Consider the following 21,755-nt stretch of genomic DNA (forward strand, 5'->3'; position numbering starts at 1 on the left):
TTGTTAACCTTTTGAATATCAAATACATACAAAGTAGTTGTGATTGAGCAATTCCGAATTATATAGGGCTGGTGTTTGTTAATTCTGTAGCTGCTCGGTAGCCTTTTTTACAGGTTTTTACCGGGGCAAGAAAACAGATTTGCAACGAAAAAGATTAGGATGATAGCTACTTCCGAGAAGGTAAATATTGCAACAGAGCCCCATTCGGCTAAATTGTGGATGCCCAAACAAGTACTGATAACCCCGGCGGCGCTGGATGAACCCTGGGGCCAGCAAATATACAACCGGGTGAAAGCCTTAAACCTGCCGGTGCAAGAACTAAAGCAAAACCGTTTAATAAATTTACGCGGCGAAGACGAGCGGGAAACTTACCGCAAAGCCAAAAGTACGCTGGCTATTGTTACGGCCCCGGCTAGTGCCTTAAAGCTACAACCAATACCGCCCTCCGCTGATTACCAGTTTCATTTGGCCGAGGGTTGTCCGGCGCATTGCCAATATTGTTATTTGGCGGGCAGTTTGCAAGGGCCGCCGGTTATTCGGGTATTTGCCAATTTACCCACTATTTTAAATAATTTACCCTATTACAAAAAGCCCGGTCAGGTAACTTCTTTTGAAGCTAGTTGTTATACCGACCCACTGGGAATTGAGCATTTAACTGGCTACCTGGCCCAAACCATTAAATTTTTTGGCGAACAGGAAAATATGCACCTGCGTTGGGTAACCAAGTACAGCCAGGTAGATAGTCTGCTGAATTTGCCGCATAACAACCACGTTCGGCCCCGTTTTAGTTTAAATACCGATTTTGTTTCGCGGCGGATGGAAGGCGGGACGGCTGCGATAGACGAGCGCTTGGCGGCTGTGCGCAAAATGGCTCTACCTAAGGCGCTGGGTGGCGGTGGTTACAAGGTAGGTTTGGTAATTGCGCCCATTATGCCCTTACCCGATTGGGAAGAACAATATACCCAATTGCTGGATAAGTTGGAGCAAACGCTGGATTTTGATTGTGATATAACTTTTGAATTAATAAGCCACCGGTTTACGCCGGGCTCCAAAGCTATTTTGCAGGAGTGGTACCCCAATACCAGCATCGATTTCGACGAAAGTACCCGCTCACTAAAGTTTAATAAGTTTGGCGGGAAAAAGTTTGTGTACAATGCCGTTACCATGAACAGCTTGCGCAGCTTCTTTTACAGCGAATTAAAGCGACGGTTTCCGGAAGCGCCAATTTTGTATTGGACGTAAACCTTGGATTTGGATAGCGTAAAAAAGAAATGCAGGCCAAGCCTGCATTTCTTTTTTAGAACAAATATTAAATATTAATTCTGTCGCTTTAATACCAAAGCCGTGCGGTTGGTAATATATAAGCGCAGTTTATTTGCTTTATCCTCGCTGAAAGATTCGTAGGCAATATCGTCGGCTATCCGGTTAAAGCCACCAAATTCCGGCCGATCCGAATTTAAAATAATGCGGTAAGAACCGGCGGCTGGTACCCAGAGTTTATAATCCGGAATAGAGTTAGTCGGGCTAAAATTGAAAATGAAAATCAGGCCGCCCCGTTCAAAAATTACTACTTTGTTCCGGGTATCCATGTTTAACTGCCAGGCTGCCGGCGCAGATAATACTTTGTTTTCGCGTATAACCTGGGTCATGACCTGGTCGAAAGCACCAAAATATTTATACTTCAGGTCCGGGTTATCTATCAGGCTCCACTGCCGGCGGGCGTGTTTATAGCTCCAATTATTGCCTAAACGCGGAAAATCAATCCATTCAGGATGGCCAAACTCGTTGCCCATAAAGTTCAGGTAAGCTTCGCCGCCTAACGTTATGGTAAATAACCGGATTAATTTGTGGATGGCAATGCCCCGATCAATAACCAGGTTCGGGTCGTCTACGCTCATGTGGTAATACATTTCCTTATCCATGAGCCAGAAGGCTAAGGTTTTATCGCCTACCATGGCTTGGTCGTGCGATTCGGCGTAGGCTACGGTTTTTTCTTTGTACCGGCGGTTGGTAAGTACGCCCCACATTTCGTAAATATTCCAGTCTTCGTCGCGCTGGTGTTTCAGCAGTTTTATCCAGTAATCCGGAATGCCCATGCCCAAGCGGTAATCAAAGCCAACGCCGCCATCTTCAATGGTACGGCAAAGGCCCGGCATACCGCTCATATCTTCGGCAATGCAAATGGCGCCGGGTTTTATCTGGTGCACCATGGTAGTAGCCAATTGCAGGTAAGTAATGGCGTGTTTATCTACCCCGGCCCGGAAATACCGGTCATAATGGTCGAAAGAAACACCTTCGCCGTGGTGCTGGTACAACATAGAAGTAACACCATCGAACCGGAAGCCGTCGAAATGAAATTCTTCGAGCCAATAGCGAATATTCGAAAGCAAAAATTGCCGTACTTCTTTTTTACCGTAATCAAATACCCGCGAGTCCCAGGCGGGGTGGAAACCCTGCGGTCCCGGATGAAAATATTGGTGCCCCGAGCCGTCGAAATTTACCAATCCTTCGGCTACGTTTTTAACGGCGTGCGAATGCACCACGTCCATAATAACCGCTATGCCCAGCTTGTGCGCTTCGTTTACCAGGTGCTTTAAATCTTCGGGAGTGCCAAAGCGCGACGAAACCGCAAAAAAGTTAGAAACGTGGTAACCGAAAGAGCCATAATACGGATGTTCCATTACGGCCATTAACTGAATGCAGTTATAACCATTGGCATGAATGCGGGGCAAAGTATTTTGGGTAAATTCCTGAAAGGTGCCAATGCCTTCTTTTTCCTGGGCCATGCCCACATGGGCCTCGTAAATAATGGGCTCCGTAATACTAGCTACGTTAAAGTTTTCGTCTTGCCAGGTAAAAGGTTCCATTAACCAAACCTGGCCGGCAAAATCATAGGTATCGGGGTTTTGCACAGCCCTTCTAATGTAAGGCGGAATGCGATCGAGGTTACCGTTAGCCGCTTTTATGTGTACCTTCACCCAGGAGCCGGATGTAAGCGTGTTAGCATATTCGGCATCGGGCAAAAATATTTCCCAGTAGCCCCGGGCGTTTACATTTAAGGGGTGCGACTCCCGGTTCCAATTATTAAAATCACCAATTAAATATAAGGCATAAGCCGCCGGCGCCCACTCGCGGTACCACCAGCCTTTTAGTTCCGGGTCATAATTCAGTCCTAAATATTTATGGGCCTGGGCATATTGCTCCAGCGAGCCGTATTCCTGTTCAATATTTCTCTTAACCTGCTTATAAGCTGCCTGACGTTCGAGCAAATCCGGTTCGTAGGGTGTAAGCCAGGGATCGTCTTTAACCAATTGCAGGGCCGGTGATACTTTTTCCATAGTTGTGTTGCTTGTAAAAGAACTTGCTTGAATAAACGAATTATTTCCGGAACAAGATAAGTTTTTATCCGGATTAGCTTGTTTTATACCGGAAAAATAAGAAAAGCCTGTTCGGTTTAAAACCTGGTGAATAAATGAATATTAAGTATTTGATTAAAAGTGCATCTGGTTACAAGGATCAAGTAAGTTTAACAACTTAAGTATAAAACTTGAGCTTCGGACTAGAAGCAATTGGCTTGTATAGCTACAAATTTACGCCGCTGCCCTAATTATCATTTATTCATAGCATTAGCCTTGAAATACGAAGCGCTTATTGCTGCAACTGATGAATATTGGTGATTAAGGCTTTTGGTTTAACCACTTCTTAAAGGCATCAACAGCTACAGGGTATCTAAAAATAAAGAAGATATATTTGAACTTTTTATTTGGATTAATTCTAAATAGGGATTTACTTTGTCGCAGTTTATAATTAATCTAAATAAAATTAACTAACCGCTGCCAACTATGGAATGCACTAGTACCCCTAATCGCATAACCTATTTTATAAATTTAATAATCTTATTTATGGCCTTTGGAATTACTGCCAAAGCCCAAACTTTTGCCATGAACGATGGCAATATTTTAACCGGTACTATTGCGGGCGAAGTTAAGACCAACGACAACAGCCCGGTAGGATTTGTGAATGTAATGGTAAAGGGTACTACCAAAGGCAGTATTACAACTGAAGACGGTAAATTTCAGATAAGAAATATTAAAGAAGGTACTTATACTTTAATTGCTACTTACGTGGGTTTGCAGGCCCAGCAAATGGAAGTAACCGTAATAGCCGGCCAAACCAGCCAAATAAACTTTGTTTTGCCGCATAGTTCGCAGCAGTTAAACGAGGTGGTGATAACTGAAAAACGGAGTATGAATAAAAGGCCGGTGAGTGTAGGCAAAATTGCTATTAACCCTTTAGATATGCCGCAGAGTATGGCGATAGTGGGCAGCGAAATTATTGCCGAACAGCAGGCTTCTAAACTAAGCGATGTAATTAAAAACGTGAATGGCGTGGCTTTGGGTACTACCCGGGGTTCTACGTCCGAAACATTTTTTGCACGCGGCTATAATTTAGGCGCCAACAATATTTTTAAGAACGGTGCCCGTTCCAATTCGGCGGTAATACCAGAAGCCAGTACTTTAGAAAGGGTAGAAGTATTAAAAGGTAGTGCGGCTTTGCTTTATGGCAACGTAAGCGGCGGCGCGGTAATAAACATGGTTACCAAACAGCCTAAATTTGAATACGGCGGCGAAGTATCTATGCGGGCGGGTAGCTTTAATTTATACAAGCCCATTGCCGATGTTTACGGCCCGATTACCCAAAACCTGGCCTTCCGGTTAATAGGTACTTACGAAACTGCTGAAAGCTACCGCAAAGGTGTAGAATCGGAGCGTTTTTATGTAAACCCTTCGTTGCTATATAAATTAGGTTCTAAAACCGAGATTTTAGTACAAGGCGATTATTTAAAAAATGATTTTACTCCGGATTTCGGGATTGGCTCTGTAGGTAGCCGCATCCCAACTAATATTTCCCGGTCTGCTTTTTTTAACACGCCCTGGGCTTATAACAAAGTAGAGCAAACCACCGCTTCGGTTAATGTAAACCACCAGCTTAACCAAAACTGGAAACTGAACTTTGTCGGCTCGCGCCAAATATTCAACCGTAATTATTTTTCTACAGAACGCATCCAGGCCAATGCCAAAGGCGACTGGGGCCGGAACTTGACCCGTTCTAAAATTGCCGAAGATTATTATACCGGCCAGCTTAACTTAACCGGTACAGCTAAAACCGGTTCTATCAGCCATACTTTATTAGTAGGTGCCGATGCCGAAAGTTATTTAAATACATCTCATACTTTTAATTTAAAAACGGCTTACGACTCTATTAATATTCTGGACCCAACTAAATTTATTCCCCGCACCGACGAACCAGATAGCCCGATTAAATCGCGCACCGAAACCCCAACTTACCGCTTTGGTACTTATATCCAGGATTTAATTAGCTTATCTAATAAATTTAAAGTGCTGGCCGGTTTGCGATGGTCTTACCAGAAAGTTGCCGTAGCTAAAATATACGATGTTACCTCCAACGAAGTAACCAAAAGCACCACCGCCCTTACCCGCTACGACCGCGCGTTTTCTCCCCGCATTGGAGTAGTTTATCAGCCGCTTACCAATACTTCATTTTTTGCCAGCTACTCTAACAACTTTACGCCCAATACCGGCAAAGATGTGTACGAGCAAAACTTAAGACCATCTATTATCGACCAATACGAAATAGGGGTTAAAAACGACCTGCTGAAAGATAAGTTATCGGTAAACGTAACCTTGTACAAAGTAATAAATAACAACCTGGCGCAGCAGGCGCAGTTTTTGGCCGATGGCGTTACCATCAACACCGATGCTACCATTAAGGAAATGACCGGCCAAACCACCAGCGATGGAGTAGAAGTTGATTTAAACGGTTCTATTGTTTCGGGACTTAATTTCCTGGCTGGTTATAGCTATAACTTTATGCGGTATACCAAAACTTCCGGCGAGAATGGCAGCTATTTAGAAGGCGAACGGTTAGTAAGCAATCCGGCGCACACTGCTAATGCTACCTTGTTTTACACGCTTCAGCAAACGGCGCTTAAAGGTTTAAAAGTGGGCGTATCGGGTTTTTATACCGGCGAACGTAATGCCGGCTGGAATACTGCGCACGTAGTAAAATACCAGAACGATGGTACGGTTGCCAGATCTTTAAATTATCGTTTAATTCCGGTAACCGGGTTCACCACGTTTGATGTGTCTTTGGGTTATTCTTACAAGCAACTCTCATTAATTGGTAAATTATCTAACATTACCAACGAGCTTAATTATTTGGTTCACGAGAATTACAGCGTAAATCCAATACCACCTCGCCAGTTTGTAACCACGGTTTCTTACCGGTTTTAAATTAGGCAGCAATTTAATTTACATGGTTTCCGGTATTGTATGAAAATGCAATACCGGAAATTTCGCATTTATAATAATTCACTTAGAGCATGTAAAATAATCCTTTAAACAGTTTTAATTTTTATTATTTAAGGCGCACATGAAAAAGTTTTTCCGGGTTATACACCTTTACCTGAGCCTGGCGGCGGGTATTGTTATTGCAATTGCTTGCTTTACGGGGGCAGTGCTGGTGTTCGAAAAAGAGCTACAGGAAGCATTTAACCACGACCGTTATTACGTTAACCCAACCGGGCAGCGCCTGCCGCTGGAGAAATTGGTGGCAGTGGTAAAAGAAGAAGTACCCACCGGGAAAGTCGCCTCTGTTAAAGTATATACCAATCCGGCCCGGACAGTAGAAGTTGGGTTGATAATGCCCGAGAAAAATGAGGAAGGCGCGCGTGGGCACGGACCGGAACAGGCGAAAGCAGAAAAACAAAGTGGTGAAGGTAAAAAAGATAAAGGCGCTCCGGGTGGGGGAGAAGCTAAAAAAGGCGGTGGCGGCCGACCCAGCCATACCGCGTTTATTGATCCGTATACCGGCCAGGTACAAGAGCTTTATACTTACCGCGAAACTTTCTTTTATACCATGTTCTCGTTGCACCGGTGGTTACTGGGAGGCCAGGATAGTATAGGAAAATTAATTGTGGGGGTATCTACTTTTATATTTCTGTTTATTTTAATTACCGGTATTATTTTGTGGTGGCCTAAAACCCAGAAGATACTGGCGCAACGCTTAAATGTTAAACTAGATGGTGGCTGGAAACGCCTGAACCACGATTTTCATATTGTGCTGGGTTTTTATTCGGCAATATTTCTTTTTGTTTTTGCATTTACGGGCTTGGCCTGGTCGTTTAAGTGGTTTAACGATGGCATTTACAAAGTAACCAACTCCGACATGAAGCCCCCTGAACCTCCCGTATCGCAATTTCAGACTGGTTTGGCCCCGGTAAATTTTGATGCGGTATTACAAGCTGCCACGCAAAAAATCAAGAATACGGAGTTCTATAATATTGCGGCGCCTAAAGATTCTGCGGGTATTTATTCGGTTACAGTACACCAGCCCGGCCGCCAGGAATCCGCTACCGATAATTATTACATCGATCAGTACAGCGGGCAGGTAATTGGGGCTTTAAAGTTTAACGATAAAAACTTGGGGCAGCGGGTACGATCTACTTTTAAACCGGTGCATACAGGAGCAATATTTGGCCTGCCTTCCAAAATTATTGCTTTTATTACTTGTTTACTGGGTGTTACTTTCCCGGTAACCGGGGTAATATTGTGGCTAAACCGGTTGCAGAAAAACCGCAGGAAAAAGCAGAAATTTATGGCTCCGGCCCGCAGCAAAACCGCCAGGTTATAATAAAAAAAGCCTCCTGTTGTAAAACAGGAGGCTTTTTTTATTATTGGCAATTAATCAGATGGTCATAATTTCTGATTCTTTTTTACTTAATAGGTCGTCTACTTTTACAATGTAGCTATCGGTTAGTTTTTGCACCTTGGCTTCGGCATCTTTAACAGAGTCTTCGGCAGCGCCTTCTTTCATGAGTTTACGCAACGAGTCGTTTACGTCTTTCCGGATGTTGCGCACGCGTACTTTACCGCTCTCACCTTCCGATTTGGCTTGTTTTACCAGGTCGCGGCGGCGTTGTTCGGTTAGGGCCGGAATATTTAACCGCACGCCATCGGCTTCCTGTAAAGGCTGAATGCCTAAGTCGCTGTTTTTAATGGCTTTATTAACTTCCCCAATCATGTTTTTTTCCCAGGGCTTAATAAAAATGGTGCGGGCATCGGGCGTACTGATGTTGGCAATTTGCGATAAAGGAGTAGCGGTACCGTAATAATCTACCCGAATATCGTTTACCATAGCCGGAGAGGCTTTGCCCGCTCTGATTTTACTTAATTCGGCGCTGGTATGCTGCAACGCTTTCTGCATCGATTCTTCGGCTTCGCTCAGGTAAAACTGAATTTCTTCTTCCATATATATTTAGTTGTCCGTTCGTTTCTGATGTTGGCGACCCTTTAACAATAGCTTTTATTACTTGGTTGGGCCTAAGTTGTTTTCAAAAAAACAATATTTTATTTTAAAAGAAAAGTAACTCCTAAAGAACTCTTCTTTGGGTAAGTTAATTGGTACTGAACCGGTTTTTATTAAAGTTCGGAAATTATTTAAATCGAAACCAGGGTGCCTACGCTTTCGCCGTTGGTTACCCGCCGCAAATTACCGGTTTTGTTCATGTCGAAAACAATAATAGGTAATTCGTTTTCGCGGCATAAAGTAAAGGCCGTCATATCCATTACATTGAGGTTTTTCTCAAACACATCCTGGAAAGTAAGGTTATCGTAGCGTACGGCGGTTGGGTCTTTTTCCGGGTCGGCGGAATAAATGCCATCTACGCGGGTACCTTTTAATACCACATCGGCTTCAATTTCGATGGCGCGTAAGCTAGCGGCCGAGTCAGTGGTAAAATAAGGGCTGCCAATACCGGCCCCAAAAATAACTACCCGGCCTTTTTCTAAATGGCGCATGGCCCGCCGCCTGATATAAGGCTCGCATACCTGCTGAATATTTATACCCGAAAGTAAACGGGTATGCACCCCGGATTTTTCCAAAGCACTTTGTAAAGCCATGCTGTTAATTACAGTAGCCAGCATACCCATATAATCGCCTTGTACGCGGTCTAAGCCCATTTGCTCGGCCTGCGAACCCCGGTAAATATTGCCGCCGCCTATTACCACCGCCAGTTCTACACCCGTATCTACTACGTTTTTAATGTCTTCGGCGTATTGCAGAAGCCGATTGGTATCAATGCCGTATTGTTGGTCGCCCATTAAGGCCTCACCGCTAAGCTTTAAAAGAATCCGTTTGTATTTCACGCTTATATATTAGAAGTTATTTTTAACGTTTAATTTCAAGTTGTTTTAACTTAATATTTTAAATGGCCGCACCTGCCAGCACGTTAAGGCTTAATAGCGTTTCGGTTTCATACGGAAGTCCGCCATTATTGGTGCCATTTACGCTTGAAACAGAATAAGTACCTGGTTTTTTTCAACATTATCGCGCAGGTTTACTTTTATTGTTTTTACAACACCATCGCCCGGCGATTTTAAAATATTCTCCATCTTCATGGCTTCCAGCACCAGCAGCGGATCGCCTTTTTTTACTTCCTGGCCCGGTTCTACTTTAATAGCCACAATCAGGCCCGGCATAGGTGCTTTTATTTCGTTTACTTTGTGCACGTTGGTCTGGGTCATGCCCATTTGGTCCAGCAGCAAATCAAACCTGTCTTTTACCGTAAGGCTGTGCAGGTGGCCATTTATTTTAATTAAAAAGGTTTTGGTTTGGTAATCGGCCTGCACTAACTCTGCGTTGTACGAAATATTATCTTTAATAATATGAAAAACGCCGGGCCGGATTACGGTTATATCCCACGCAAAAGGAGTAGCATTTACAAGTATTTCGGATTTATTAAAATCAATCTGCCATTTTTTATCGTTAGCAGTTATTACTTGTAGCATACCCATGGAATATTTTTCGGGTTTAAAGTTAGTTTAAATCTAAAAGTAATTTTACAAATTGGAGGCAAATATAAAATATTACTTTATGAATTATAAGCTTTTTGGGTTAGTAGGGTATATTACCGTGGTTGGGCTTTTTATTAGTTGTAAAAGTATGAGAGCCCCAATGCCCAGTGTTGCCGCCGTGGCGCCCTTGGGTGTAAATACTGCCCCAAAACCTGACTCTGTACCCGGTGGCGTACCGGTTTGGGTTGCTAAAAAAGGAGCCTATAATCCATCGGCCCGGCAGTTACACGATTTAATTCATACTTCTTTAGCTATCCGGTTCGATTGGCAAAAGCAATATGCCTACGGCCAGGCTACCCTTACCTTAAAACCTTATTTTTATCCGCAACAAACCCTGGTGCTCGATGCCAAAGGTATGGATATTCAGGCGGTGCAACTAATAACTTGTGGCAACCCCAAAAATCTGAAATATACTTACAACAAGGCCCAACTTAATATTACGCTGGATAAAACCTATACCCGGGCCGAAACTTATAAAATATTAATTAAATATACCGCTAAACCCAACGAACTGGAAGTTAAAGGCAGTGCGGCCATCACTTCCGACAAAGGCTTGTACTTTATTAATCCGCTGGGTACCGACCCAAACCGGCCGCGCCAAATCTGGACGCAAGGCGAAACCGAAGCCAACTCGGTTTGGATGCCTACCATCGACAAGCCAAATCAGCGCATGACCCAGGAGTTTTTTATTACCGTAGATTCTAAATATACGACACTCTCGAACGGGCTGCTGGTTAGTTCTAAAAATAATACCGATGGTACCCGCACCGATCACTGGAAACTAAATAAACCGCACGCGCCTTACCTGGCCATGCTGGCGGTAGGGGAGTTTACCGTGGTACCCGATAAATGGCAGGGCAAAGAAATAAATTATTATGTAGAGCCGCAGTACCGGAATACGGCCAAAGCCATATTCGGAAATACACCGGCCATGCTCGATTTTTTTAGTAAAAAGCTGGGTGTTGATTTTCCGTGGGAAAAATATGCCCAGATTGTGGTACGCGATTATGTATCGGGCGCCATGGAAAATACCACGGCTTCGGTGTTTATGGAAGACTTGCAGGTAAACCGGCGGGGCTTACTCGATGCCAACTGGGATTATATAATTGCACACGAGTTATTTCACCAATGGTTCGGCGATATGGTTACCCTGGAATCGTGGGCCAATCTGCCACTGAACGAATCTTTTGCCAACTACAGCGAATATTTGTGGGAAGAACATAAAAACGGGAAGATGGCCGCCGATGTGGCTGGTTTAAAAGAATTAGACCAATATTTAGCTGAATCCAAAACAAAGCAAGAACCTTTAATCCGGTACCATTACCAGGATAAAGAAGATATGTTCGACAGCCACTCGTACGCAAAAGGTGGCCGGGTATTGCACATGTTGCGGAACTACGTAGGCGATGACGCCTTTTTTACGGCGCTCAAAAATTATTTAACAACGCACCAATTTACAAGTGTTGAAGTAGCCGAATTGCGCATGGCCTTTGAAGATGTTACCGGCGAAGATTTAAACTGGTTTTTCGACCAATGGTTTTTAGCTCCCGGGCATCCGCAGCTAAGCGTGCAGCATACCTACCAAAATGGCAAGTTAACCGTAGGTGTGCAGCAATTACAGGACTCAGCGTATACGCCTATTTACCGTTTACCCCTCAATATTTCGGTTTGGAATAAAAATAAACGCACCGATTACCCGGTAGAAATAAACAAAGCTTACCAGACTTTTACCTTCGATGTAGCCGCTGCTCCCGAGTTAGTATTGTTCGACGGCGACCAGCAACTCTTGGGGCAGGTAGCCCACCCCAAAACCAATGCCGAATTAATATACCAGTTTAGCAACGTAAAGCAGTATGTGCCCAAGCGGGAAGCTTTACAAGGGTTAAAAACCAAAGTTAACGATCCTAAAGTGCTGGCTTTGTTTAAAACGGCTTTGCAGGATGAGTTCTGGCAAATTCGCAGCGATGCCTTATTGGCTTTAGAAAAATATGCCGGCACCGACGAAAGTTTAATAAAACAGGTGCAGCAGCTAGCCCTGAAGGATGCCAAAAGTACCGTACGCACCGATGCACTAACCATGTTGGCCACGCTGGAAAAAGCTGATAACATAAATATTTACAACCAAGCTTTAACCGATAGTTCTTATGCTGTGGTGGCGGCGGCTATCGATGGGTTGGTTGCAGCCAAAGCAGGTAATCAGGCAGAACGTTTAGCTGCTTTTGAAAAAGAAGATTCGCGCAAACTGATGCGGGCGCTCTCTGGTTATTACGCTTATTTTGGCGGCCCTGAGAAATATGACTGGTACCTGCAAACTTTAGACATTATGCGGGGCGAAGAAATGTTCTTCTTTCTACAGAATTTTGGCGGATTCTTAATGAAAATAGCGCCGGCCGAACAGAAAAAAGCCATTGCCAAACTAGAAAATATTGCCCGCCACCATGATACTTATTACGTGCGGTTAGGGGCTTACCAGGCACTTACGCTGGCTTCCGACTCCCCCGAGATGAAAGCGTTGAAGCAGGATATAAAAGCGAAAGAAAAAGATCCGAAGCTATTGGACATTTATAAAAATATTAATTATTAAGTGCCTGATTGGTTTATTAATGGGCGGAGGCAATTGATTATAGCCATCAAATTATTATTACGGGTAAGATTCACCTAAAATAAGAAAGCTTTTGATTTAGGAGAATAAAATATTTAACGGCTAAAGAATTAAGAAAGAGTTACATATGCCCAATAACTAAAATTGTTAAAGATTTTTTTGGTAAAATATTTGACAAAGAAAAAAAAGCCCCTAATTTTGCAACTCCTTAAAGAAAGCAGCTAGCTAAAACTAAGTAATTCTGAAAGGTAGTTCTTTAGAAATAAGGATGTTTAAAAGTTTGGGGAGATTCCAGAGTGGCCAAATGGGACGGACTGTAACTCCGTTAGAGTAATCTTTCGAAGGTTCGAATCCTTCTCTCCCCACACCAAGTGTAATGCATAAACGAGTGATTTATTTAATGAGTGAATGAAAATAATCGCGCATTCATTAAATAAATTACTTATTTATTAAGTTACAAGCGGGAGTAGCTCAGTTGGTAGAGCGACAGCCTTCCAAGCTGTAGGTCGCGGGTTCGAACCTCGTCTCCCGCTCAAACGCGTAATTATAACTTAGTTACTGGTATCAATTTTTAGACTAAGTGCTAAAAGTAAAATATTAATAACTATAAAGCCGACGTAGCTCAGGGGTAGAGTACTTCCTTGGTAAGGAAGGGGTCGTGGGTTCAATTCCCATCGTTGGCTCAAACTTAATCCGATAAAAGCAGGGCAGATTGCCTATGCTTTTTTTGTGTTAAAGGTTTAAACGAAAATTTAACAATTCAACAATTCTAATAAAATGGCTAAAGAAAGTTTTGATCGCTCCAAACCGCACGTAAACATCGGTACTATCGGTCACGTTGACCACGGTAAGACAACTTTGACTGCTGCTATTACTCAGGTTTTAGCGAACAAAGGTCTTGCCCAGAAAAGAGACTTTTCTTCAATCGACAACGCTCCTGAAGAAAAAGAACGCGGTATTACTATTAATACTTCTCACGTTGAGTATGCTACAGAAAACCGTCACTATGCGCACGTTGACTGCCCGGGTCACGCTGACTATGTGAAAAACATGGTTACTGGTGCTGCTCAGATGGACGGTGCTATTCTGGTAGTAGCTGCTACAGATGGTCCAATGCCACAAACCCGTGAGCACATCCTGTTAGCTCGTCAGGTAGGTGTGCCTCAGCTGGTAGTGTTCATGAACAAAGTGGACATGGTTGATGACCCAGAATTGTTAGAATTAGTTGAAATGGAAATCCGTGAATTATTATCGTTCTACGATTTCGATGGCGATAACATTCCGGTAATCCAAGGTTCTGCTTTGGGTGGTCTGAATGGCGAACCAAAATGGGTTGCTACCATTGAAGAATTAATGGCTGCCGTTGATTCATATATTCCGCTTCCTGAGCGTTTAGTTGACCTGCCGTTCCTGATGCCAGTTGAAGACGTGTTCTCTATTACTGGTCGTGGTACTGTAGCTACTGGCCGTATCGAGCGTGGTATCATTAACTCTGGTGAGCAAGTTGATATCCTGGGTATGGGTGCAGAAGGCTTAAAATCTACTGTAACTGGTGTGGAAATGTTCCGCAAAATATTAGACAGAGGTGAAGCTGGTGACAACGTAGGTTTATTGTTACGTGGTATCGACAAAGACCAAATCCGTCGGGGTATGGTAATTTGTAAGCCAGGTTCTGTAACGCCGCACGCTAAATTTAAGGCTGAGGTTTACGTACTGTCAAAAGAAGAAGGTGGTCGTCACACGCCATTCTTTAACAACTATCGTCCGCAATTCTACCTGCGTACTACTGACGTAACCGGTGTTATTTCTTTACCAGAAGGTGTAGAAATGGTTATGCCAGGCGATAACATTACTATTACTGTTGACTTGATTAACAAAGTAGCAATGGAAAAAGGTCTGCGTTTTGCGATTCGGGAAGGTGGCCGTACTGTAGGTGCTGGTCAGGTTACTGAAATTTTAGACTAATATTACATAAATTTAATCCGTCCTGGAAGTAATATCTGGGACGGATTTTGTTTATCTAAATTAAATGACTAAATTTGCACTCCCGAATCTGAAAAAATATTCGTGGTGTGCATTTTTTTACGGGTGTAGCTCAATTGGTAGAGTAGTGGTCTCCAAAACCATTGGCTGGGAGTTCGAGTCTCTCCACCCGTGCTAATAAGAATAAAGTCTATCTCCAACATAATGGACAAAGTAAAAAATTACATTAACGACACAATAGAGGAAATGAGATTTAAAGTCTCATGGCCTAAGTTTGCTGAGTTGCAAAAAAGCTCTGTTTTAGTTTTGGTAGGGTCTGTTGTGTTTGCTATTGTAGTAGGTGCAATGGACTTTGTTTATGATACTGCTCTTAGTTGGTTTTACAGCCAGTTTTAAACAGGAGGGGTATGGCAGATTTAAAGTGGTACGTTGTTAGAGCAGTTAGTGGGCAGGAGAAAAAAGCTAAAGCCTATTTAGAAAACGAAATTACCCGGCAAAAGCTGGAAGAATACGTGCCGCAAGTGCTTATTCCGTCGGAGAAAGTTTACGAAATGCGGAATGGCAAAAAACGGGTACGGGAACGTAGTTTTTTTCCAGGCTATATTCTAATACACGCTGATTTAACACACGGTGAAGCTGAACATATAATTGTAAGTACACCAGGGGTAATTGGGTTTTTAGGAGCCAACGAAGGTGCGACTTCAAAGAAACCGGTTCCACTTCGTTTATCGGAAGTAAACCGGATATTAGGTAAAGTAGACGAAACCGACGAACAGGAAGAAACTTTAGATACGCCGTTTATTGTTGGAGAAACCATTAAAGTAATGGATGGTCCTTTTAACGGATTCTCTGGCACGGTAGAAGAAGTATTTGAAGAACGCAAGAAGTTGAATGTAATGGTTAAGATATTCGGCAGAAATACGCCGGTTGAACTTAACTACATGCAGGTAGAAAAAGAATCATAATAGTAAAAGTATTCTCTAAAGAGCCTCAGGAGAATACTTCATATAAAAGAGGCAAATTTATAAATATAGTTTACCGCAACGGGTAAAAGGCCCGAAGCTTAAAAGAAAATGGCAAAAGAAATAAGAGGTTATCTGAAACTTCAGGTAAAGGGAGGCGCCGCGAATCCATCGCCGCCGATTGGACCTGCGCTTGGCTCAAAAGGCTTAAACATTATGGAGTTCTGTAAGCAGTTTAATGCCAGAACCCAGGATAAAGCTGGCCAAGTTTGTCCGGTATTAATTACTATCTACACCGATAAATCATTCGATTTTGTGGTGAAAACTCCTCCGGCTCCAGTATTGTTAATGGATGCTGCCAAAATCAAAAGTGGTTCCAAAGAGCCTAACCGGAATAAAGTAGGTTCGGTTACCTGGGATCAGATCCGAGAAATTGCAGAAATTAAAATGCCAGATTTAAATGCTTTTAAAGTAGAATCAGCAATGAAGTTAGTTGCCGGTACTGCACGTAGCATGGGAATCACAGTTTCAGGTAAAGCTCCCTGGAGCGAATAAGCAGGAGGACAAGAAATGGCAAAATTAACCAAAAAAAGAAAAGCTGCTCTCGCTAAAGTAGATCAGAATAAAGAATACACATTGGTAGATGCAGCAGGTCTGGTAAAAGAAATTACCTATACCAAATTTGATGCCTCTGTAGATATTGATGTACGCTTAGGTGTTGACCCTCGTAAGGCCGACCAAATGGTACGCGGTATTGCTACTTTACCGCACGGTACTGGTAAGCAGGTTCGCGTTTTAGTTTTATGTACGCCCGATAAGGAGCAAGAAGCTAAAGATGCCGGTGCTGATTACGTAGGTTTAGACGAATACATCCAAAAGATTGAAAAAGGCTGGACTGATATAGATGTAATTATTACCATGCCTTCAGTTATGGCAAAAGTAGGTCGTTTAGGTCGTATTTTAGGCCCGCGTAACTTAATGCCAAACCCAAAATCAGGAACTGTAACACCTGATGTTGCGAAAGCAGTTAAAGAAGTAAAAGCTGGTAAAATCGACTTTAAAGTAGATAAAACCGGTATTATTCATACCAGCATTGGTAAAGTTTCTTTCTCTCCGGATCAGATTGCTGAAAATGCTGCTGAAATAATTGCTACGTTGAACCGGTTAAAGCCAGCTTCAGCAAAAGGTACTTATATCAGAAGCGTTACCTTGTCTAGCACCATGAGCCCTGCCGTAACTGTAGATAAAAATTTAATTTAAGCGAATTTAAAATGACCAGGGAAGAAAAGCAAGCGATCGTAGATGAGTTGACCCAGAAATTCGCTACGTACAATTTTTTCTATATAACTGATGCGGCTGGTTTAAGCGTAGCCTCCATCAACCGTTTCCGGAAGCTTTGCTTCGATCAGGGAATGGAATACAAAGTATACAAAAATACCTTAATCCGGAAAGCACTAGATACTTTAGATGCTGATACCACTGCAATGGATGAAGCATTGAAAGGCCAATCCGGCATCTTGTTCTCTCAAGATTCAGGAAGTGCACCTGCTAAATTATTGCAGCGTTTCTATAAAGCTGAGGCTTACGGAAAAGGCGTAACACCAAAACCAACATTAAAAGGTGCTTATATCGATACCGATGTATTTACAGGTAGTGAAAATTTAGAATTCCTGTCAAATATTAAATCGAAGAACGATTTAATCGGCGAAATTGTTGGCCTGTTACAATCTCCTGCGAAGAATGTTATTTCTGCCTTACAAGGTGGTGGCAACAAACTGGCCGGAATATTAAAAACATTATCAGAAAAAGAATAAACTAAAAACAATAACTAAATAACAATTAATTTTAATAAAATGGCAGATTTAAAAGCATTCGCTGAGCAGTTAGTAAATTTAACTGTAAAAGAGGTAAATGAACTAGCTACTATCCTGAAGGATGAATATGGTATCGAGCCTGCAGCTGCTGCTCCTGTTATGGTAGCCGGTGGTGGCGCTGGTGCTGATGCTCCTGCAGCAGAAGAAAAAACATCTTTTGATGTAATATTGAAAGCAGCCGGTGCTTCTAAACTGGCGGTAGTTAAATTAGTAAAAGATCTTACTGGCCTTGGACTGAAAGAAGCTAAAGAATTAGTAGACGGCGCTCCAAAACCATTAAAAGAAGGTGTAGCTAAAGACGAAGCAGAATCTTTAAAGAAATCTTTAGAAGAAGCTGGTGCTGAAGTGGAGGTTAAGTAATCTCTCTTTCTTTAAATATCTTACGGATTAGACCTGGCAATATAGTCAGGTCTTTTCCTGTTTGTACTGAAAAAGAAATTTCAGTCTTTTTTCTCTTTCTCCGGGAAGAGAATGTTAAAGTTGAGTTGTAAACTTTAAACTATAAAAGTTTTGGCTAAAAATAAAAATTCGGAGCGGATTAATTTCGCTTCTATTATCCCGGTTATTGATTACCCGGATTTTCTGGATGTTCAGTTACAATCGTTCCGCGACTTCTTTCAGTTAGAAACTGCTGCCGAAAATAGAACAGAAGAAGGTCTTTTCAAAGTTTTTGCTGAAAATTTCCCAATATCTGATTCGCGCGAAAACTTTGTTCTGGAATTTATAGATTATCACGTAGACCCACCAAAATATTCTGTTGACGAATGTATTGATCGGGGCTTAACCTATTCTGTTCCTTTAAAAGCAAAATTACGTCTGGTTTGTAACGACGACGATAACGAAGATTTCGAAACCATTGAGCAGGAAGTTTTCTTAGGAAATATTCCGTACATGACCGAAAAAGGTTCTTTTGTAATTAATGGAGCCGAGCGGGTTATTGTATCGCAGTTACACCGTTCGCCAGGGGTGTTCTTTGCCCAAAGCAAACACACCAATGGTACTAAATTATATTCTGCCCGGATTATTCCTTTTAAAGGTTCCTGGATAGAGTTTGCGACCGACGTTAACAATGTGATGTATGCGTACATAGATCGGAAAAAGAAATTTCCGGTAACAACGTTGTTACGGGCGATTGGTTACGGAACAGATAAGGATATATTAGATTTATTTGGTTTATCTGAAGAAATTAAAGCAGACCGCAAAGGGTTGAAAGAAGCCGTAGGCCGCAAATTAGCCGCGCGGGTATTAAGAACCTGGACCGAGGATTTTGTGGATGAAGATACCGGCGAGGTAGTTTCTATCGATCGGAATGAAGTGCTGCTGGAAAGAGACTCGGTGGTTTCGGAAGAAGATATAGATACCATTCTGGAATCTGGTGCTAAATCTATTATTCTGCACCGGGAAAACATAAATATTGCGGATTATACCATTATATATAATACGCTGCAAAAAGATAACTCGAACTCGGAGCAAGAAGCGGTAGAACAAATCTATCGTCAGTTGCGGAACACCGAAGCGCCTGATGTTGAAACTGCCCGCGATATTATTCAAAAGTTATTCTTCAGCGATAAGCGTTATGATTTAGGTGATGTAGGGCGTTACCGGATCAACAAAAAATTAGGTCTGGATTCTAATTGGGATGCCAAAGTTTTAACCAATGAGGATATTGTCCTTATTGTTAAGTACCTGATTGGTTTAATTAACTCTAAAGCTGTAGTTGATGATATTGACCACTTAAGTAACCGTCGGGTAAGAACCGTAGGTGAACAATTATATGCTCAGTTTGGAGTAGGTCTGGCTCGTATGGCCCGGACCATTAAAGAGCGGATGAACGTTCGGGATAATGAAGAATTTAAGCCGGTTGACTTGATCAATGCGCGTACACTTTCTTCGGTTATCAACTCTTTCTTTGGAACCAACCAGCTTTCTCAGTTTATGGACCAAACCAACCCATTAGCCGAGATTACCCACAAACGTCGGGTATCAGCGCTAGGGCCAGGAGGTTTATCACGGGAAAGAGCCGGTTTCGAGGTTCGGGACGTTCACTATACCCACTATGGTCGCTTGTGTACCATCGAAACGCCGGAAGGACCAAATATTGGTTTGATTTCGTCATTATGCGTTCACGCTCGCGTAAACAGCATGGGCTTTATTGAAACGCCTTACCGTAAAGTATCAGACGGACGGGTGGAAGTTGAGTCGGATGTTAAATATTTAACCGCCGAAGAAGAAGATACTCACCACATTGCCCAGGCCAACGCCCGGATTGATGAGCAAGGTAACTTCATTAACGATAAAGTAAAAGGCCGCTTTGAAGGTGACTTCCCAGTTACCGATCCAGGTACTTATACTTACATGGATATTGCGCCTAACCAGATTGTATCGGTTGCGGCGTCTTTAATTCCGTTCCTGGAGCACGATGATGCTAACCGGGCCTTGATGGGTTCGAACATGCAACGTCAGGCGGTGCCTTTGTTAAAGCCACAAGCCCCAATTGTAGGTACTGGTCTGGAAGCCCGCGCGGCCATAGATTCAAGAGCCTTGGTAGTAGCCGAAGGTTCTGGTATAATTGATTACGTAGATGCAAATAAGGTAGTAGTAAGATACGACCTGAGCGAAGAAGATAAACTGGTTAGTTTTGATGCCGAGTTTGTAACCTACGATCTAATTAAATTCCGGAGAACCAACCAGGATACCTGTATAAACTTAACGCCAATTGTTAAGAAAGGTGAGTTAGTTAATAGAGGCCAGGCTTTGTGCGAAGGTTACGCGACCAACGATGGTGAACTGGCCTTAGGCCGTAACTTACAAGTAGCGTTCATGCCTTGGCAGGGATATAACTTTGAGGATGCGATTGTAATATCGGAGAAAGTAGTACGCGACGACGTATTTACTTCTATTCACATTGAGGAGTTTGAACTGGAAGTACGCGAAACTAAGCGGGGTGAAGAAGAATTAACTTCTGAAATTCCGAACGTGAGTGAAGAAGCCGTTCGTAACCTCGATGAAAATGGTATTATCCGCGAAGGTGCCGAAGTAAAAGAAGGCGATATTCTGATTGGTAAGATTACGCCAAAAGGGGAAACCGACCCAACTCCGGAAGAAAAACTATTACGTGCCATCTTTGGTGACAAAGCCGGCGATGTGAAAGATGCTTCGCTTAAAGCACCGCCATCCTTAAATGGTGTGGTTATTGATACCAAATTATTCTCTCGTCCTAAAAAAGATAAAAACCTGCGGGCCAAGTCTAAGAAGGAAGTGGAAGACCTGAAATCGAAATACAACGACGAGTTAAAAGTTGTAAAAGCGGTAATGGTTGATAAACTGGTTGCCTTATTGGATGGCAAAACCTCGCAAGGCGTTAAACATAAGTTCGGCGACGAGATTATGTCGAAAGGCGTGAAGTTCACCCGGAGAAATATTGTTGAGAATTTATTCCCGGATAAAAATCCTTATAAGGATGAAAGCAATTATGCCGTTCCGGAAGAGGTGAATTTATTCAAGGATTTAATTCTGGAAAACTGGACGACCGAAGATCAAGCGAATACCATGCTGGTAGAGTTGGTGAAAAACTACAACAAACGCCGTAACATGATTTCGGCCCGGTTTAAGCGGGAAAGATTTACCCTGGAAGTAGGGGACGAATTACCAGCCGGCATTGTGCAGTTGGCTAAAGTTTACATTGCGAAAAAGCGTAAACTGAAAGTTGGTGATAAAATGGCGGGTCGTCACGGTAACAAAGGGGTAGTAGCCCGGATTGTACGCGAAGAAGATATGCCGTTCCTGGAAGACGGAACACCAATGGATATTGTACTGAACCCGCTGGGGGTACCTTCGCGGATGAACATTGGTCAGATCTACGAAACAGTATTAGGTTGGGCTGGTCTGAAATTAGGTAGAAAATATTCTACGCCTATTTTCGACGGTGCTTCCGAAGAACAAGTTTCGGCTGAACTGGCTGAAGCAGGTGTGCCAAGATACGGCCGTACTTACCTGTACGATGGGTTAACCGGTGATAAATTTGATCAGCCGGTAACCGTTGGGGTAATTTACATGCTGAAACTGGGTCACTTGGTAGATGATAAAATGCACGCCCGTTCTATCGGACCTTACTCGCTTATTACGCAGCAACCTTTGGGTGGTAAAGCCCAGTTTGGTGGTCAGCGTTTTGGTGAGATGGAGGTGTGGGCACTCGAAGCATTCGGTGCATCGCACGTGTTGCAGGAAATCCTGACCGTAAAATCGGATGACGTAATTGGTAGAGCCAAGGCGTACGAAGCCATTGTAAAAGGCGACGTGCTACCGAAACCAAATATCCCGGAATCATTCAACGTATTGATTCACGAGTTAAGAGGCCTGGCACTGGAGATTACTTTAGATTAATAATGAATTTTGAGTA

At 42.9% G+C, this 21,755-nt stretch carries 16 protein-coding genes and 4 tRNA genes; 16 read left to right on the plus strand and 4 right to left on the minus strand.

Features of this window, described 5'->3' with window-relative positions; translation table 11 throughout:
* Nucleotides 1-159: 159 nt before the first annotated feature.
* Nucleotides 160-1,242 (plus strand): SPL family radical SAM protein, encoded by a 1,083-nt coding sequence (locus F0145_RS01875; protein ID WP_150086359.1) that lies wholly within the window; start codon nt 160-162, stop codon nt 1,240-1,242.
* 74 nt (nt 1,243-1,316) lie between these two features.
* Here F0145_RS01875 and F0145_RS01880 read toward each other — a convergent pair whose 3' ends face one another.
* Nucleotides 1,317-3,338 carry an alpha-amylase family glycosyl hydrolase gene (locus F0145_RS01880; protein WP_150086360.1) on the minus strand — a complete coding sequence of 674 codons (2,022 nt, stop codon included), beginning with the start codon at nt 3,336-3,338 and terminating at the stop codon, nt 1,317-1,319.
* 564 nt (nt 3,339-3,902) lie between these two features.
* Here F0145_RS01880 and F0145_RS01885 point away from each other — a divergent pair.
* Nucleotides 3,903-6,314 carry a TonB-dependent receptor gene (locus tag F0145_RS01885; protein WP_150086361.1) on the plus strand — a complete coding sequence of 804 codons (2,412 nt, stop codon included), beginning with the start codon at nt 3,903-3,905 and terminating at the stop codon, nt 6,312-6,314.
* Nucleotides 6,315-6,453: 139 nt separating this feature from the next.
* A complete protein-coding gene (locus F0145_RS01890; protein ID WP_150086362.1) occupies nt 6,454-7,713 on the plus strand; it encodes a PepSY-associated TM helix domain-containing protein in 1,260 nt (419 codons plus the stop codon).
* A gap of 54 nt (nt 7,714-7,767) precedes the next feature.
* Here the strand turns inward: F0145_RS01890 and frr are convergent, their stop codons facing one another.
* The 3 genes from frr to F0145_RS01905 all read right to left on the minus strand — a co-directional run bounded on the left by frr (nt 7,768) and on the right by F0145_RS01905 (nt 9,869).
* A complete protein-coding gene (gene frr / locus F0145_RS01895) occupies nt 7,768-8,331 on the minus strand; it encodes a ribosome recycling factor (protein ID WP_150086363.1) in 564 nt (187 codons plus the stop codon).
* Between the two features lie 188 nt (nt 8,332-8,519).
* A complete protein-coding gene (gene pyrH, locus F0145_RS01900) occupies nt 8,520-9,227 on the minus strand; it encodes a UMP kinase (protein WP_150086364.1) in 708 nt (235 codons plus the stop codon).
* Nucleotides 9,228-9,365: 138 nt separating this feature from the next.
* A complete protein-coding gene (locus tag F0145_RS01905; protein ID WP_150086832.1) occupies nt 9,366-9,869 on the minus strand; it encodes an acetyl-CoA carboxylase biotin carboxyl carrier protein subunit in 504 nt (167 codons plus the stop codon).
* Between the two features lie 154 nt (nt 9,870-10,023).
* Between F0145_RS01905 and F0145_RS01910 the strand changes: the two genes are divergently transcribed.
* The 13 genes from F0145_RS01910 (at nt 10,024) to rpoB (ending at nt 21,739) form a co-directional block, all read left to right on the plus strand.
* Nucleotides 10,024-12,519, plus strand: coding sequence for a M1 family metallopeptidase (locus F0145_RS01910; RefSeq protein WP_190277446.1), 2,496 nt, complete (start codon nt 10,024-10,026; stop codon nt 12,517-12,519).
* A gap of 300 nt (nt 12,520-12,819) precedes the next feature.
* Nucleotides 12,820-12,902, plus strand: a tRNA-Tyr gene (locus tag F0145_RS01915).
* 95 nt (nt 12,903-12,997) lie between these two features.
* Nucleotides 12,998-13,070, plus strand: a tRNA-Gly gene (locus tag F0145_RS01920).
* Nucleotides 13,071-13,148: 78 nt separating this feature from the next.
* A tRNA-Thr gene (locus F0145_RS01925) sits at nt 13,149-13,220 on the plus strand.
* 94 nt (nt 13,221-13,314) lie between these two features.
* On the plus strand, nt 13,315-14,502 hold the full coding sequence (gene tuf / locus F0145_RS01930; RefSeq protein WP_150086366.1) for an elongation factor Tu: 1,188 nt from the start codon (nt 13,315-13,317) through the stop codon (nt 14,500-14,502).
* Nucleotides 14,503-14,621: 119 nt separating this feature from the next.
* A tRNA-Trp gene (locus F0145_RS01935) sits at nt 14,622-14,694 on the plus strand.
* Nucleotides 14,695-14,724: 30 nt separating this feature from the next.
* On the plus strand, nt 14,725-14,916 hold the full coding sequence (secE, locus tag F0145_RS01940) for a preprotein translocase subunit SecE (RefSeq protein ID WP_150086367.1): 192 nt from the start codon (nt 14,725-14,727) through the stop codon (nt 14,914-14,916).
* 11 nt (nt 14,917-14,927) lie between these two features.
* Nucleotides 14,928-15,485, plus strand: coding sequence for a transcription termination/antitermination protein NusG (nusG, locus tag F0145_RS01945; protein ID WP_150086368.1), 558 nt, complete (start codon nt 14,928-14,930; stop codon nt 15,483-15,485).
* 108 nt (nt 15,486-15,593) lie between these two features.
* Nucleotides 15,594-16,037, plus strand: coding sequence for a 50S ribosomal protein L11 (rplK, locus tag F0145_RS01950; RefSeq protein WP_150086369.1), 444 nt, complete (start codon nt 15,594-15,596; stop codon nt 16,035-16,037).
* Between the two features lie 15 nt (nt 16,038-16,052).
* Nucleotides 16,053-16,742, plus strand: a complete 690-nt coding sequence (gene rplA, locus F0145_RS01955) for a 50S ribosomal protein L1 (RefSeq protein WP_150086370.1) — start codon at nt 16,053-16,055, stop codon at nt 16,740-16,742.
* A gap of 11 nt (nt 16,743-16,753) precedes the next feature.
* The gene (gene rplJ / locus F0145_RS01960) at nt 16,754-17,296 is read left to right on the plus strand and encodes a 50S ribosomal protein L10 (protein WP_150086371.1); all 543 of its coding nucleotides are present in this window, start codon (nt 16,754-16,756) and stop codon (nt 17,294-17,296) included.
* A 39-nt stretch (nt 17,297-17,335) separates the two neighbouring features.
* Complete coding sequence (gene rplL / locus F0145_RS01965) at nt 17,336-17,716, plus strand: 50S ribosomal protein L7/L12 (protein WP_146894492.1); 381 nt, start codon at nt 17,336-17,338, stop codon at nt 17,714-17,716.
* Nucleotides 17,717-17,866: 150 nt separating this feature from the next.
* Nucleotides 17,867-21,739: a DNA-directed RNA polymerase subunit beta gene (gene rpoB, locus F0145_RS01970; protein WP_150086372.1), complete on the plus strand. Its 3,873-nt coding sequence runs from the start codon at nt 17,867-17,869 to the stop codon at nt 21,737-21,739.
* Nucleotides 21,740-21,755 lie beyond the last annotated feature (16 nt).

This window comes from Adhaeribacter rhizoryzae, assembly GCF_008629685.1.
In the GTDB taxonomy this organism is placed as follows: Bacteria; Bacteroidota; Bacteroidia; order Cytophagales; family Hymenobacteraceae; genus Adhaeribacter; species Adhaeribacter rhizoryzae.

What these genes read in the sequence shown, in the direction of transcription:
- F0145_RS01875 (WP_150086359.1), top strand. Translation starts at nt 160, where the DNA reads ATGATAGCTACTTCCGAGAAGGTAAATATTGCAACAGAGCCCCATTCG.
- F0145_RS01880 (WP_150086360.1), bottom strand. Translation starts at nt 3,338, where the DNA reads ATGGAAAAAGTATCACCGGCCCTGCAATTGGTTAAAGACGATCCCTGG.
- F0145_RS01885 (WP_150086361.1), top strand. Translation starts at nt 3,903, where the DNA reads ATGGCCTTTGGAATTACTGCCAAAGCCCAAACTTTTGCCATGAACGAT.
- F0145_RS01890 (WP_150086362.1), top strand. Translation starts at nt 6,454, where the DNA reads ATGAAAAAGTTTTTCCGGGTTATACACCTTTACCTGAGCCTGGCGGCG.
- frr (WP_150086363.1), bottom strand. Translation starts at nt 8,331, where the DNA reads ATGGAAGAAGAAATTCAGTTTTACCTGAGCGAAGCCGAAGAATCGATG.
- F0145_RS01905 (WP_150086832.1), bottom strand. Translation starts at nt 9,869, where the DNA reads ATGCTACAAGTAATAACTGCTAACGATAAAAAATGGCAGATTGATTTT.
- F0145_RS01910 (WP_190277446.1), top strand. Translation starts at nt 10,024, where the DNA reads ATGAGAGCCCCAATGCCCAGTGTTGCCGCCGTGGCGCCCTTGGGTGTA.
- tuf (WP_150086366.1), top strand. Translation starts at nt 13,315, where the DNA reads ATGGCTAAAGAAAGTTTTGATCGCTCCAAACCGCACGTAAACATCGGT.
- secE (WP_150086367.1), top strand. Translation starts at nt 14,725, where the DNA reads ATGGACAAAGTAAAAAATTACATTAACGACACAATAGAGGAAATGAGA.
- nusG (WP_150086368.1), top strand. Translation starts at nt 14,928, where the DNA reads ATGGCAGATTTAAAGTGGTACGTTGTTAGAGCAGTTAGTGGGCAGGAG.
- rplK (WP_150086369.1), top strand. Translation starts at nt 15,594, where the DNA reads ATGGCAAAAGAAATAAGAGGTTATCTGAAACTTCAGGTAAAGGGAGGC.
- rplA (WP_150086370.1), top strand. Translation starts at nt 16,053, where the DNA reads ATGGCAAAATTAACCAAAAAAAGAAAAGCTGCTCTCGCTAAAGTAGAT.
- rplJ (WP_150086371.1), top strand. Translation starts at nt 16,754, where the DNA reads ATGACCAGGGAAGAAAAGCAAGCGATCGTAGATGAGTTGACCCAGAAA.
- rplL (WP_146894492.1), top strand. Translation starts at nt 17,336, where the DNA reads ATGGCAGATTTAAAAGCATTCGCTGAGCAGTTAGTAAATTTAACTGTA.